This window comes from Ralstonia mannitolilytica, assembly GCF_905397375.1.
Lineage (GTDB): Bacteria > Pseudomonadota > Gammaproteobacteria > Burkholderiales > Burkholderiaceae > Ralstonia > Ralstonia mannitolilytica.
On the sequence record NZ_CAJPVG010000008.1, the window covers coordinates 189404 to 201502 of the forward strand.

Genomic DNA, 12099 nt, shown 5'->3' on the forward strand with positions numbered 1-12099 from the left:
TGTCCGGCCTGTCGTCAGGTGCGCAGCGTACGGTGGTTCAACCGAGGCCGGCCATGTTGATGTACTTGATCTCGAGGTATTCGTCGATGCCGTACTTGGAGCCTTCGCGCCCCAGGCCCGATTGCTTGACGCCGCCGAACGGCGCCTCGGCCGTCGAGATCAGCCCGGTGTTGACGCCCACCATCCCCGACTCCAGCGCTTCCGACACGCGCCAGGCGCGGCCCAGGTCGCGCGTGTAGAAGTACGCGGCCAGGCCGAATTCGGTGTCGTTGGCCGCGGCCACGGCTTCGTCTTCCGTATCGAACGGGATCAGCGCCGCCAGCGGGCCGAAGGTTTCCTCATGCGCGAGCAGCATGCCGGGTTTCGCATCGACCACGACGGTCGGCTCGAAGAACGCACCGCCCTGGGCAGACAATGCGTGCGGCTTGCCGCCCACCAGCACGCGCGCGCCCTGCGATAGGGCGTCGTCGAGATGCTGCTGCACCTTCTCCATCGCGCGCTTGTGGATCAGCGGGCCTTGCTGCACGCCAGGCTCGGTGCCGTTGCCGACGCGCAGCGCACGCACGGCATCGGCCAGCTTGGTGGCAAACGTATCGTAAATGCCGCGCTGTACATAGAAGCGGTTCGCGCACACGCACGTCTGGCCGGCGTTGCGGTACTTGGCGACCATCGCGCCTTCCACGGCGGCGTCGACGTCCGCATCGTCGAACACGATGAACGGCGCGTTGCCGCCGAGCTCCAGCGACAGCTTCTTGATGTCGTCGGCGCATTGGCGCATCAGCAGGCGGCCAACGGCGGTGGAGCCCGTGAAGCTCAGCTTGCGCACGATCGGATTGGAGGTCAGCTCACCGCCAATCCCCTGCGAGTCGCCGGTGACAACCGACAGCAAGCCGCTCGGCACGCCGGCGCGCGCGGCCAGCTCCGCAAACGCGAGCGCGGAGTAGGGCGTCTCCAACGCGGGCTTGACCACCATCGAGCAGCCGGCGGCGAGCGCCGGGCCGACCTTGCGCGTCAGCATGGCAATGGGAAAGTTCCACGGCGTGATGGCCGCGCTCACGCCGATCGGCTCCTTCTGCACGACGATGCGGCGATCGCCCTGCGGCGACGGGATCGTGTCGCCATAGATGCGGCGCGCTTCTTCGGCAAACCATTCGATGAACGAGGCGGCGTAGGCGATCTCGCCTGCCGCCTCGGGCAGCGGCTTGCCCTGTTCGGCCGTGAGGATGGCGGCCAGGTCCTGCTGGTGCTCCATCATCAGGTCGGCCAGCTTGCGCAGGATGCGGGCGCGGTCGCGCGCGCTGACCTTGCGCCATGCGCGCTGCGCGACTTGCGCGGCCGCGATGGCGCGGCGCGTTTCTGCGGCGCCCATCGCAGGCACGGTGCCGATGGTGCGGCCGGTGGCCGGGTCGGTGACATCGCGCGTGCCGCCGTCATCCGCATCGGCCCACGCGCCGGCGAGAAACGCCTGCGTGCGCCACAGGCCCGGGTCTTTCAATGCAATCGGTGCGCCCGGCAGATCGGTGCGGGTCATGGTTTCAGCCCTCCAGTGCGCGTTGCAGGATGGCAAGGCCCTCTTCGAATACCGCGTCTTCAATCGTGAGCGGGAACAGGAAGCGGATCACGTTGCCGTACACGCCGCACGACAGCAGGAGCAGGCCGGCTTCGAGCGCCCGTTGCTGCACGAGCTTGGTGAAGTCGGCGTCGGGCTTGCCGTCCGGCGTATTGAACTCGACAGCAACCATCGCACCCACGCCGCGCACTTCGGCGATGCGCGGCTGCTTGGATTTCGCAGCGTTGAGCGCATCGACCAAGCGGGCTCCCAGCGCGGCGGAGCGCTCGCAGAGCTTCTCGTCGGCAATGATGTCGAGCACGGCATGTGCGGCCGCCACCGCCAGCGGGTTGCCGGCATACGTGCCGCCGAGGCCGCCGGGGGCGGGGGCGTCCATGATCTCGGCGCGGCCGGTGACGGCGGACAGCGGCAGGCCGCCGGCCAGGCCCTTGGCCATTGTCATCAGGTCCGGCAGCACGCCCGTGTGCTCCATGGCGAACAGCTTGCCGGTGCGCGCAAAGCCGGTCTGCACTTCGTCGGCGATCATCACGATGCCATGCTCGTCGCACAGCGCGCGGATGGCGCGCACGAAATCGGCCGGCATCTGGTAGAAGCCGCCTTCGCCCTGCACCGGCTCGAAGATGATGGCCGCCACCTGGTGCGGGTCGATATCGGCCTTGAACAGGCGCTGGATCGCGTCGAGCGCATCCTGCGTGGTCACACCGTGCAGCGCGACCGGTGCCGGTACGTGATAAATGCTGCCGGGGAACGGCCCGAAGCCCGTCTTGTAGGGCACCACCTTGCCGGTGAGCGACATGCCCATGAACGTGCGGCCGTGGAACGCGCCCGTGAGCGCGATCACGCCCGGACGGCCCGTGTGGGCGCGGGCGATCTTGATGGCGTTTTCGACGGCCTCGGCGCCGGTGGTGAAGAACGCGGTCTTCTTGGCATGCGAGCCCGGCGTGATCGTGTTCAGGCGTTCGGCCAGTTCGACGTAGGAGCCGTACGGCACGATCTGGTAGGCGGTGTGCGTGAAGTGGTCGAGCTGCTCACGCACGGCCTGCACCAGGCGCGGATGACGGTGCCCCGTGTTGACCACGGCAATGCCGGCCGCAAAGTCGATGTAGCGTCGGCCTTCCACGTCCCAGAACACGGCATTCTCGGCGCGTTCGGCGTAGCGGTCGGTCATCACACCAACGCCGCGCGGCGTGGCGGCCAGGCGGCGGGCATTCCATTGGGCGTTCTGTTGCGGGTCTCGGGCGTTCATGGCAGTCGGATGCTTGGGTCAAGAAAGATGCAGTGCGAGCCAGTGTGGCGTCATTGGCTCTGTACAATAAGACCCAATCATGTTTTTCTGATGGAGCCATTTTCAGCATCCGGCTCCCCATTCCGCATGGCCGACCATTCCCCTGCCCACCGCGCCAGCATGCTGGTCGACTATCTCCAGCGCCGCTTCGATCGCGCCGACCCCGGCGGCGAGCCTGACCACCGTCGCCTGTACCGCGTGCTGCAGGAAGGCATCCTGCGCGACGAGCTGCAGCCCGGCACGCGCCTGCCGTCGTCGCGGCAGCTGGCGGCGGAACTGGGCATCGCGCGCAACACCGTGATCCACGTGTACGAACAGCTCGGCGTGGAGGGCTACGTCTCGGCAGGCGTGGGCAGCGGCACGTTCGTCGCCGACACCGCGCCGGACCGGCTCGACACGCCGCCCGCACCCGCCGCGGTGGCCTCCCCCATCACCGAAGCCGCCACGCCGTCGGCGCCGATGCTCTCTGCACGCGGCCGCGCCCTGGTGCGCGATGCCGGCGCCAGTTCGCGCCAATGGGGGGCCTTCATGCCCGGGGTGCCGGAGGTGCGGATGTTTCCGGCACGCATCTGGTCGCGGCTGCACAACCGCCTGCTGCGCAAGCCGTCGCCGGCGCTGCTGACGTATCCGGTCGGCGCCGGCTACCTGCCGCTGCGCACGGCGCTGGCCGACTACCTGCGCACCGCGCGCGGCGTGCGCTGCGAGCCCGAGCAGATCATCATCACCGCGGGCATCCATCCATCACTCCAGCTCATCGCGCAATTGCTGTGCGACGCCGGTGACACTGCGTGGATCGAAGAGCCGGGCTACTGGGGCGTGCGCAGCGTGCTCACCGCTGCGGGCGTGCGCACGGTGCCGCTGCCGGTGGACGACGAAGGCATGCGCTTCGACCTCCCGACGCGCGGACGCCAGCGCAGCAAGCCGCCCAAGCTCATGGTGGTTTCGCCCTCGCACCAATATCCACTTGGCTCGGTGATGAGCCTGGCGCGACGCCGCGCGCTGCTCGCCACCGCACACGCCACCGACGCATGGATCGTCGAAGACGACTACGACAGCGAATTCCGCTACGGCAGCCGGCCGCTGCCGTCATTGCAAGGGCTGGACGAAGGCGGGCGCGTCCTTTACATGGGCACGTTCTCGAAAGTGCTGTTCCCCAGCTTGCGGATCGGCTATCTGGTCGTGCCGCCGACGCTGGCAGATGCGTTTGCGACGGGCTTGTCCGAGATGTTCCGGGGCGGCCAGATCCTCACGCAGGCGGTGCTGGCGGACTTCATTGCCGAAGGGCACTTCGTCTCGCACATCCGGCGCATGCGCGGCGTGTATGCGGAGCGGCGCGAGACGCTGCTGGGCGCCATCGCGCAGGAATTCGGGGACACCCTGCCCGTGCATGACGGCGCGTCGGGGCTGCATCTCGTCCTCGGCTTGCCGGCCGGCACCGACGACGTGGCCGTGGCCGAATGCGCGCTCGCCAACGATGTCGTCACGCGGCCGCTCTCTCGCTATTACCAGGACGATGCGCGCCGGCAGCCCGGCCTGCTGCTCGGGTACGGCCACGTGGAGACCGAGGCCATCGCGGCGCGGTTCCATACGCTGGCGCAGGCCATCCGCACCGCCGGCTGAACGCGGGCGCCCATGAAAAAAGCCCCGAGGTTCGGGGCCTTGGCGGGTGCGTGCGTTGGCCGGTCAGCTCAACAGGACCCGCAGCTGCGCATCGGCGCCGTCCACCGGCGACTTGCGGAACCCGCTCTTGGCATACCGGTGCCAGCGCCCGAGCACCGCACAAACGATCAGGTTCGCACGCGAAGCGATATCGGTATCGGCCGGCCAGGCGCCTTGCGTGACAGCCATGCGCAGGCTCTGCTTGAGCGAGGCCTCGATGCGGTCCAGGCACTGCGCCATGCGCTCGGGCAGGCGCTCGTCTTCCCCGACCAGCGCGTCGCCGACCAGCACGCGTGTCATGCCGGGGTTCTTGTCGGCAAACGAGAGCAGCATGTGCGCAATCGCATGGGCCTGGCGCAGGCCGTGTTCCTCGCGCAGCGTGATCTGGTTGATGAGACCGAAGACGGTCTGCTCGATGAACTCGATCAGCCCTTCGTACATCTGCGCCTTGCTTGCGAAATGGCGATACAGCGCCGCTTCCGACACATCGAGCTTGGCGGCAAGCCCCGCCGTGGTGATCTTTTCGCCACGCGGATGCTCGAGCATGCCGGCCAGCGTCTGCAGAATCTGCACGCGGCGCTCGCCCGGCCGGGGGCGCTTGCGTGCGCGTGGTGCTTCCATCGCGGCTTCCGCGACCGGCTCGGCGGTCGGAAACTCCGTGTGCGCGTTGCTCATGACTTCCTGGCCCCTCTCCCGTTCTGACGACGGAGACACCGTCACTGCCTAACCGCGTCGAACAAGCCTTCGTTGTAGTTGAAGCACCGATTTTACTTTCACGCCCACGTAGCCGGGCCGGTTGGCGAACAAAATCGGTGCGGCCGCCGGTGGATGTGGTGAATTTGCACGCGCGCCCATGGCGGCAGCTTGCATTGGATGCAATGCATCGGCGGCGGGAGCCTGCTGGTCGCCAGCAGCAGCCGCGGGCGTGACTTTCCGCAGATAGCCCGTGACCCACACCGTCCTGATCCCGAGGCGCCGGTAGCGCTTGAGGTGGGACAGGGTGTCTTCCACGAGGATGGCGCGCGATGGCGCGATCCGCTCGCGCGCCAGCAGCCGGCGCAGCATCAGCGGATCGGGCTTCGGGCGCAGCCGCCGGTGCACCCACATGTGTTCAACGGCGATCTCGCGCATGAACGCGCGCTTCAGGCCGATGTGCCGCACCACCTCGCGCGCGTAGGCGGCCGGCGCATTCGTCAGCAGGATCTTGCGCCCGGGCAGCGCGCGCAGCAGCTGGGCGAGACCGCGCTCGGCGCGCACCATGGCACGCAGGTCGTCAAAGGTATGGGCGTGCGCGAGGAAGTCGGCCGGGTCCACGCCATGATGGCGCACCAGGCCCAGCAACGTGGCGCCGTAGCGCCGCCAGTAGTCGACACGCACCTGGCTGGCGGTGGCCTCGTCGGTGCCGAGGACGCGCGCCATGTAGGCCGTCATCAGCCGATTGATCTGCGGGAAGATCGCGTGCGAGGCGTGGTGGAGGGTGTTGTCGAGGTCGAACAGCCAGACCGGCTGCTGCCTGGGCGCCCCGTGCATTGGGGAGGGCGCCACCTCGCGTGGCAAGGCGTGCGCGCGGCGCGCCCGGGCCACCCGGGTGGTGTGCATCAGTGCGAGCGGATCATCGTGCCGAACGCCTGTTCGGTCAGGATTTCCAGCAGCAGCGAATGCTCGATGCGGCCATCGACGATGTGCACCGAATTCACGCCGCTCTTGGCCGCATCCAGCGCGGACGAAATCTTCGGCAGCATGCCGCCCGAGATCGTCCCGTCGGCAAACAGCTCGTCGATCTCGCGCGCCGACAGGTCGGTCAGCAGGTTGCCCTGCTTGTCCATCACGCCCGGGATGTTCGTCATCATGACGAGCTTCTCCGCCTTCAGGATCTCGGCCATCTTGCCGGCCACCACGTCCGCGTTGATGTTGTAGGCCTGGCCGTCGTCGGAGAAGCCGATCGGCGAGATGACCGGGATGAACGCGTCGTCCTGCAGCGCCTTGACCACGGCGGGGTTGATCGCCTCGATGTCGCCCACGAAGCCGATGTCGATGAACTGGCCGGGGTTCTCGCGGTCCGGCATCTTCAGCTTGCGGGCGCGGATCAGGCCGCCGTCCTTGCCGGTCAGGCCGACTGCCTGGCCGCCGTACTGGTTGATCAGCATGACGATGTCCTGCTGGACTTCGCCACCGAGCACCCATTCGACCACTTCCATGGTCTGTTCGTCGGTCACGCGCATGCCCTGGATGAAGGTGCCCGTCTTGCCGACCTTCTTCAGCGCTTCGTCGATCTGCGGGCCGCCGCCGTGCACCACCACCGGATTCATGCCGACCAGCTTGAGCAGGATCACATCGCGCGCGAAGCCGTGCTTGAGCTTTTCTTCCGTCATGGCGTTGCCACCGTACTTGATGACGATGGTCTTGCCGTGGAACTTGCGAATGTAAGGCAGCGCCTGTGCGAGAATCTCAGCCTTCAGCGCCGGCGCGATGTGCGCGAGTTCGGGGGCGAGGCCAGCAGGGTCGGGGGCAGCAGCAGAAGCGGTCATGACGGTGACATCCGGTTTGGGCGGGTATGATGGAACGCCGAATGTCGCCTGCAACACATAAAAACGAAGCAGCCCATTTTCGGCAGGCGCGATTTTACAAGAAAAGGCGCTACGGTCTGGCGGCGCACCTTGCGTGCCTGCCGCACCGTTGCAGGCAAAGAACACATGGCCATCACACCCGACCAGCTCGAGGCGCTACGCCCGCACCTGCAGCGCTTTGCACAGCTCCAGTTGCGGGATACGGCACTCGCCGAGGACGTGGTGGCCGACACCCTTCTCGCCGTGCTCGAACATCCCGAGCGCTTTGCCGGCAGCGCGTCGCTCAAGACGTACGTGATTGGCATCCTGAAGCACAAGATCGTCGATGCGATCCGCTCCGGCCGGCGCGAAGTGCGCGTCTCGCTGCTTGCCGGAAGCGAGTCGGACGAAGCCGGCATGCGCTCCGACGAAGCCGTCTTCGACACCCTGTTCGCCGCCGACGGCCATTACGTGAGCCCGCCGTCGGACTGGGGCAACCCCGACGCGGCGTTGTCGCGCCGCGAATTCTTCGACGTGCTGCAGATGTGCGTCGATCGCCTGCCCCCCCGCGTGGGCCGCGTCTTCATGATGCGCGAATGGCTGGAGCTCGAAACGGACGAGATCTGTCAGGAATTGCAGATCACGGCGACCAATGCCTGGGCACTGCTCTATCGTGCCCGCATGCGCCTGCGCGAGTGCCTGGACCTGCACTGGTTCGGCCATCAACCGAGCCAGGCCTGACCAAGGACCACCATGCCGAACCGTTGGGGAATGCTGACCTGCAAAGAGGCGCACCGTGTGCTGGTGAGCCGGATGGACCGCGAGCTATCCACCGGCGAGCGGCTGCGGCTGCGCGTGCACCTGATGGCGTGCGACGCATGCACGCGGTTCTCGCAGCAGATGGGGCTGCTGCGCGAGGCCATGCATCGCCTCGGCCAGGACGATGACGGAGCCGCGCGCTGATGACGCCCAACACGGCCTGCGCGATCTGCGGTGCGGAGCTGCGCTGCGGCGCCATCGGCGATGGCACGCGGCCCGACGCGACGTGCTGGTGCATGCACGAGGAAAAGCTGCCCGCCGCCGCGCAGCGGCTCGGTCAGGGCTGCCGATGCCAGCGCTGCCTGCGCGAAGCCATCGCCCAGACGCGCGCAGCGGCCGATTTGCGCTGATTCACGCGTCCTTGCTGTCTTCGTCCAGCGTGCGCAGTGCGCGGCGGACATCGGCCCGGCCACGCTGACGTTCGGCGTGGCCGCTGGCGGTGTGGGCGCCGGCCTTGCGGCCGCGTGCGAGCGGCACCAGGACATTGCGCGGGCGCGCCGTGCCGGCCCGCGTGGAAGGTTCGATGCGAAAGGTCAGTTTCTGGCGAGTGCCAAGCGTCTTGTTGGCCATGGACTCCATTCCCTGCGATCTGCAAGGCCCGCAGCGCCGATCCGCCGGTGGCCCTCAATGTTGATGTTCGCCGCCGTGATCGTGGTGCTTGGCGGGCATGTTGCCTGCGGTGAGGTCGCGCACCTTGGCATCCACCTTCTGCTCGACGACGCGCTTGTCTGCGAGTTCGATCTTGAGCGTGAGCGGCACGGTGGTGTCCTTGACCAGCGGTTGCTTCACGTCCATGAGCATCACGTGATACCCCCCCGGCTTGAGCTGCACGGCCTGGCCCTTGGGCAAGTCCAGCGAGGGCAGCGCGCGCATGCGCATCACGTTGCCTTCCATCTTCATTTCGTGGATTTCAGCCGTGGCGGCCACGGGCGTCGAGACGCCGACCACCTTGGCCCCCTCCGCCGACTGCAGCGTCATGAACGCGCCGCTGGACGTCTGGCCCGGCACCGTGCCGCGCACCCACGGGTCCTGCACGGTCACCTGCGCAAGCGCTGCCGTACCGGCAAGCAGGCCGGCGGCCAGCACCGCCACACGGGCAGAACAACGGATCGATCGGGACGTCATCATGAAAGCTCCTGTCGAGACTAACGTGTTGCGCATTAAAGCACAGCGCCTCTGCCGTGATAGGTTGCATGCACAATTGTGCGGCCGATTGACGCATCGTCGCCGGGTGCGCACGTTTACACTTATTCGCCATGCTTTCCACCCTCTCGCTCGCCGCCCCGCTGATCGACGCGTCCAGTCTACGCCGCCTGTTCTGGCTGCGATGGAGCCTGCTGGGCACGCAACTGATCCTGATGCTGCTCGCGCCGATGGTCTTCGGCGTGCAGCTGCCGGTGGTGCCGCTGCTGAGCGTGATGGGCCTGCACGCGCTGTTCAACGTGCTGACCGGCTGGCGCGTGCGGCGCAACCCGCCCGTGCAGCACATCGAGATCACCGTGCAGCTGCTGGTGGACCTGAGCGCGCTGTCTGCGCTGCTGTACTTCACGGGTGGGGCGACCAACCCGTTCGTCTCGTTCTATCTGCCGGCGCTGGCCATTGCCGCGGCCATGCTGCCGATTGCCCACGTGGTCGGCCTGACGCTCTATGCACTGGCGGCCTACAGCATGATGCTTGGCAACTACATCCCGCTGAAGCTCGCCAACCAGGCCGATGGGGTGGCGTATCACCTCGCTGGGATGTGGATCGATTTCGTGGCGAGCTGCGCCATGATCGCGGGCTTCACGGCCCGCCTGTCCGCGGCGCTGCGCGAGCGCGACGCGCAGTTGACCGAGGCGCGCGAGCGGCTGCTGCGGGAGCAGCGCATCGAAGCACTGATGGCGCAAGGCGCCAGCGTGGCGCACGAGATGGGCACGCCGCTGTCCACGGTAGCCGTCATCACGGGCGAGCTGCAGCACGATGCGAAGCAGCCGAACTCGCCGCTGGCACCCTACCGCGAAGACCTGCGCGCCATCGAGCAGCAGCTCGAACTGTGCCGCGCCGCCCTCGCCCGGCTGCAGCGCAAGGCCAACGACGGCGCGCCGGAACCGCTTGGCCAGTGGCTGCCCGAGTTCACCCAGACGTGGCAACTGCGCCATCCCGATATCCGTCTTCACACCGAGACCTCGCCGGCGGCGCAGGCGGTGGAACTCGACCCGGTGAACGTGGGCCAGATCCTCACCATCCTGCTCGACAATGCGGCGCGCAGCCAGCAGCAGGCCGGCCGCGACCAGGTGCCGCTGCTGCTCACCGCCAGGATCGACGCCACGCCCGATGTCTTGCGCGATGCGCCGCGGCAGATCGTGCTGTCGATCGTCGATACGGGGCTGGGACTGCCCGAAGACCTGCGCACATCGCTGGGCCGTACGCCGGTGCCGAGCCGGCACGGCGGTCATGGCATCGGCCTGTACCTGGCCTCCACCACGGCGCGACGGCTGGGCGGCACCGTGGTGCTGCGCCCGAACCCGCCGCAGGGCGCGATCGCCGAACTGCGGCTGCCGATCGGTGGTCCGAAAGAACACGCAACGGCGCACGTCATCGGTGCGCCGACCCTCTTCACATAACGCGACCGTTCCACGCGGCCCGGAGAACGCCATGCAGCAACCCGCCCCCTTCCTCATCCTCGACGATGACGACGTCTTCGCGCAGACACTCGCGCGCGCCCTCACGCGCCGCGGCTTTGCACCGCAGATCGCCCACACGGGCGGCGAAGCGCTGGCGCTGGCGCGCCAGACGCGCTTCGCCTATGTCACCGTCGACCTGCATCTGGCCGCCAGCGACAGGGGCCTGATGCCGCATGGCGGCACCGATTCCGGCCTGCACTGGATCGCCCCGCTGCGCCAGGCGCTGCCCGACGCGCGCATGCTGATCCTGACCGGCTACGCGAGCATCGCGACCGCCGTGCAGGCCGTGAAACTGGGTGCCGATGACTATCTCGCCAAGCCGGCGAACGTGGATTCGATCCTGCTGGCCTTGCAGGTAGGGGTGTCCGAAGCGGTCGCGGAGCAAACGATGGAAAACCCCACACCGCTGTCGGTTGCACGGCTGGAGTGGGAGCACATCCAGCGCGTGCTGGCCGAGCACAACGGCAACATCTCGGCCACCGCGCGCGCACTCAACATGCACCGCCGCACACTGCAGCGCAAGCTGGGCAAGCGCCCGGTGGCCAAGTAGCCGCCGTCGCCGACCGCTCACCAGGTCGTGTCGCGCTCCCACGCCTTGAGTTCGTCTTCGGCGCGCTCCTTGGTGTAGCCGTAGCGCTCCTGGATCTTGCCGGCAAGCTGGTCGCGCTTGCCGCGGATCACGGTCAGGTCATCGTCGGTCAGCTGGCCCCATTTCTCCTTGACCTTGCCCTTGACCTGATCCCATTTACCTTCGACTTGGTCCCAGTTCATCACGTCCTCCGTTTCGGTTGAGACAAGACAGGGGCGGCCTGCGGGCCGCCCGATTGAAAACCGTCGTGCGGCCCAGGCTTACTTCTTGTACTTGGCCGCCACGTCGTTCTGGCACTTCGACTTGGCATCGCCGGACATCGCATCGCAGCGTTCCTTGGCGGCCTTGTAGTTGGCGTCGTTGGTGTCCTTGACGGCATCGCGGCGCGCTTCGCTCACGTCCTTGGCGTTGCCCGTGGCCTTGGCGTGGCTCACCTCTTCGCCGCTCTTGGCGCGCGTGTAGGCTGCCCTGGCGTCCTTCACGCAGGTGTCCTTGTCGTTGCCCTTGAGCGCATCGCACTTCGTCTTGGCGACGTCGTAGTCGGCCTCGGCCTTTTCCTTGGCAGCGTGGTCGCGAGCCGCTTCGGTGCCGTCGCGTTCAGCCTTGGCGTTGGCTTTGGCGACGTTGTAATCGCCCTTGGCCTGCGCGCGGCAGACATCGCGGTCGTTGCCCTTCATCGCGTCGCATTTGTCCTTGGCGGCCTTATAGTTGGCGTCGGCCTGCTTGACGGCGTTGTCGTAGGCCGTGCGTTTGGCATCGTTCGGCGCGGATGCCGTCGCGGGCCCGGTAGGCGCCGGCGTGACCTGAGCATGGGCAATGCCCAACGGAGCGCAGGCAAGCACGCAGCACAGGGCCAGGCGTTGGATCGGTTTCATACGCTTTTCTCCTTGTCGTGGTGTTGGGATCGCGCACGCAAAGTGCGCGGCGCGCATTGTCCTAGCGGCAACATCCATTCAGCAGATAACGGG

Annotated in this window: 15 protein-coding genes; 6 read left to right on the plus strand and 9 right to left on the minus strand. The window is 67.4% G+C overall.

Annotation, left to right across the window (positions count from 1 at the left end; genetic code table 11):
- Positions 1–37: 37 nt before the first annotated feature.
- Positions 38–1531: an NAD-dependent succinate-semialdehyde dehydrogenase gene (locus KHN96_RS16190; protein ID WP_045785455.1), complete on the minus strand. Its 1494-nt coding sequence runs from the start codon at positions 1529–1531 to the stop codon at positions 38–40.
- A gap of 4 nt (positions 1532–1535) precedes the next feature.
- Complete coding sequence (gabT, locus tag KHN96_RS16195; RefSeq protein WP_045785454.1) at positions 1536–2816, minus strand: 4-aminobutyrate--2-oxoglutarate transaminase; 1281 nt, start codon at positions 2814–2816, stop codon at positions 1536–1538.
- A 159-nt stretch (positions 2817–2975) separates the two neighbouring features.
- Between gabT and pdxR the strand changes: the two genes are divergently transcribed.
- Complete coding sequence (gene pdxR / locus KHN96_RS16200) at positions 2976–4475, plus strand: MocR-like pyridoxine biosynthesis transcription factor PdxR (protein ID WP_115044449.1); 1500 nt, start codon at positions 2976–2978, stop codon at positions 4473–4475.
- Between the two features lie 63 nt (positions 4476–4538).
- On the opposite strand, the gene slmA is transcribed toward pdxR, so the two are convergent.
- The 3 genes from slmA to argB are packed head-to-tail and all read right to left on the minus strand — an operon-like array spanning position 4539 to position 7042.
- The gene (gene slmA, locus KHN96_RS16205; protein ID WP_045785453.1) at positions 4539–5189 is read right to left on the minus strand and encodes a nucleoid occlusion factor SlmA; all 651 of its coding nucleotides are present in this window, start codon (positions 5187–5189) and stop codon (positions 4539–4541) included.
- Positions 5190–5237: 48 nt separating this feature from the next.
- Positions 5238–6113: a pyrimidine 5'-nucleotidase gene (locus KHN96_RS16210; protein WP_062737593.1), complete on the minus strand. Its 876-nt coding sequence runs from the start codon at positions 6111–6113 to the stop codon at positions 5238–5240.
- Positions 6113–7042, minus strand: coding sequence for an acetylglutamate kinase (gene argB, locus KHN96_RS16215; protein WP_045785451.1), 930 nt, complete (start codon positions 7040–7042; stop codon positions 6113–6115). The genes KHN96_RS16210 and argB overlap by 1 nt, the downstream gene beginning before the upstream one ends.
- A gap of 165 nt (positions 7043–7207) precedes the next feature.
- Between argB and KHN96_RS16220 the strand changes: the two genes are divergently transcribed.
- The 3 genes from KHN96_RS16220 to KHN96_RS16230 are packed head-to-tail and all read left to right on the plus strand — an operon-like array spanning position 7208 to position 8229.
- Positions 7208–7801: a sigma-70 family RNA polymerase sigma factor gene (locus tag KHN96_RS16220; RefSeq protein WP_062737594.1), complete on the plus strand. Its 594-nt coding sequence runs from the start codon at positions 7208–7210 to the stop codon at positions 7799–7801.
- A 30-nt stretch (positions 7802–7831) separates the two neighbouring features.
- On the plus strand, positions 7832–8023 hold the full coding sequence (locus tag KHN96_RS16225) for a zf-HC2 domain-containing protein (RefSeq protein WP_373994659.1): 192 nt from the start codon (positions 7832–7834) through the stop codon (positions 8021–8023).
- The gene (locus tag KHN96_RS16230) at positions 8023–8229 is read left to right on the plus strand and encodes a cysteine-rich CWC family protein (protein WP_045785448.1); all 207 of its coding nucleotides are present in this window, start codon (positions 8023–8025) and stop codon (positions 8227–8229) included. Before KHN96_RS16225 ends, KHN96_RS16230 begins: the two co-directional genes overlap by 1 nt.
- A gap of 1 nt (position 8230) precedes the next feature.
- On the opposite strand, the gene KHN96_RS16235 is transcribed toward KHN96_RS16230, so the two are convergent.
- Both KHN96_RS16235 and KHN96_RS16240 read right to left on the minus strand, forming a co-directional pair.
- Positions 8231–8449, minus strand: coding sequence for a hypothetical protein (locus KHN96_RS16235; protein WP_045787722.1), 219 nt, complete (start codon positions 8447–8449; stop codon positions 8231–8233).
- 54 nt (positions 8450–8503) lie between these two features.
- Positions 8504–9004: a copper chaperone PCu(A)C gene (locus KHN96_RS16240; protein ID WP_115044447.1), complete on the minus strand. Its 501-nt coding sequence runs from the start codon at positions 9002–9004 to the stop codon at positions 8504–8506.
- A 131-nt stretch (positions 9005–9135) separates the two neighbouring features.
- Between KHN96_RS16240 and KHN96_RS16245 the strand changes: the two genes are divergently transcribed.
- Together KHN96_RS16245 and KHN96_RS16250 are read left to right on the plus strand one after the other, a co-directional pair.
- A complete protein-coding gene (locus KHN96_RS16245; protein WP_062737596.1) occupies positions 9136–10482 on the plus strand; it encodes an ATP-binding protein in 1347 nt (448 codons plus the stop codon).
- 31 nt (positions 10483–10513) lie between these two features.
- Positions 10514–11092 (plus strand): response regulator transcription factor, encoded by a 579-nt coding sequence (locus tag KHN96_RS16250; protein ID WP_062737597.1) that lies wholly within the window; start codon positions 10514–10516, stop codon positions 11090–11092.
- A gap of 17 nt (positions 11093–11109) precedes the next feature.
- On the opposite strand, the gene KHN96_RS16255 is transcribed toward KHN96_RS16250, so the two are convergent.
- Together KHN96_RS16255 and KHN96_RS16260 are read right to left on the minus strand one after the other, a co-directional pair.
- On the minus strand, positions 11110–11313 hold the full coding sequence (locus KHN96_RS16255; protein WP_045785445.1) for a CsbD family protein: 204 nt from the start codon (positions 11311–11313) through the stop codon (positions 11110–11112).
- 78 nt (positions 11314–11391) lie between these two features.
- Positions 11392–12006, minus strand: coding sequence for an HlyD family secretion protein (locus KHN96_RS16260; protein ID WP_115044388.1), 615 nt, complete (start codon positions 12004–12006; stop codon positions 11392–11394).
- Between the last annotated feature and the right edge of the window lie 93 nt (positions 12007–12099).

What these genes read in the sequence shown, in the direction of transcription:
- KHN96_RS16260 (WP_115044388.1), bottom strand. Translation starts at nt 12,006, where the DNA reads ATGAAACCGATCCAACGCCTGGCCCTGTGCTGCGTGCTTGCCTGCGCT.
- KHN96_RS16220 (WP_062737594.1), top strand. Translation starts at nt 7,208, where the DNA reads ATGGCCATCACACCCGACCAGCTCGAGGCGCTACGCCCGCACCTGCAG.
- KHN96_RS16190 (WP_045785455.1), bottom strand. Translation starts at nt 1,531, where the DNA reads ATGACCCGCACCGATCTGCCGGGCGCACCGATTGCATTGAAAGACCCG.
- argB (WP_045785451.1), bottom strand. Translation starts at nt 7,042, where the DNA reads ATGACCGCTTCTGCTGCTGCCCCCGACCCTGCTGGCCTCGCCCCCGAA.
- KHN96_RS16255 (WP_045785445.1), bottom strand. Translation starts at nt 11,313, where the DNA reads ATGAACTGGGACCAAGTCGAAGGTAAATGGGATCAGGTCAAGGGCAAG.
- slmA (WP_045785453.1), bottom strand. Translation starts at nt 5,189, where the DNA reads ATGAGCAACGCGCACACGGAGTTTCCGACCGCCGAGCCGGTCGCGGAA.
- KHN96_RS16210 (WP_062737593.1), bottom strand. Translation starts at nt 6,113, where the DNA reads ATGCACACCACCCGGGTGGCCCGGGCGCGCCGCGCGCACGCCTTGCCA.
- pdxR (WP_115044449.1), top strand. Translation starts at nt 2,976, where the DNA reads ATGCTGGTCGACTATCTCCAGCGCCGCTTCGATCGCGCCGACCCCGGC.
- KHN96_RS16240 (WP_115044447.1), bottom strand. Translation starts at nt 9,004, where the DNA reads ATGACGTCCCGATCGATCCGTTGTTCTGCCCGTGTGGCGGTGCTGGCC.
- KHN96_RS16235 (WP_045787722.1), bottom strand. Translation starts at nt 8,449, where the DNA reads ATGGCCAACAAGACGCTTGGCACTCGCCAGAAACTGACCTTTCGCATC.
- gabT (WP_045785454.1), bottom strand. Translation starts at nt 2,816, where the DNA reads ATGAACGCCCGAGACCCGCAACAGAACGCCCAATGGAATGCCCGCCGC.
- KHN96_RS16245 (WP_062737596.1), top strand. Translation starts at nt 9,136, where the DNA reads ATGCTTTCCACCCTCTCGCTCGCCGCCCCGCTGATCGACGCGTCCAGT.
- KHN96_RS16230 (WP_045785448.1), top strand. Translation starts at nt 8,023, where the DNA reads ATGACGCCCAACACGGCCTGCGCGATCTGCGGTGCGGAGCTGCGCTGC.
- KHN96_RS16250 (WP_062737597.1), top strand. Translation starts at nt 10,514, where the DNA reads ATGCAGCAACCCGCCCCCTTCCTCATCCTCGACGATGACGACGTCTTC.
- KHN96_RS16225 (WP_373994659.1), top strand. Translation starts at nt 7,832, where the DNA reads ATGCTGACCTGCAAAGAGGCGCACCGTGTGCTGGTGAGCCGGATGGAC.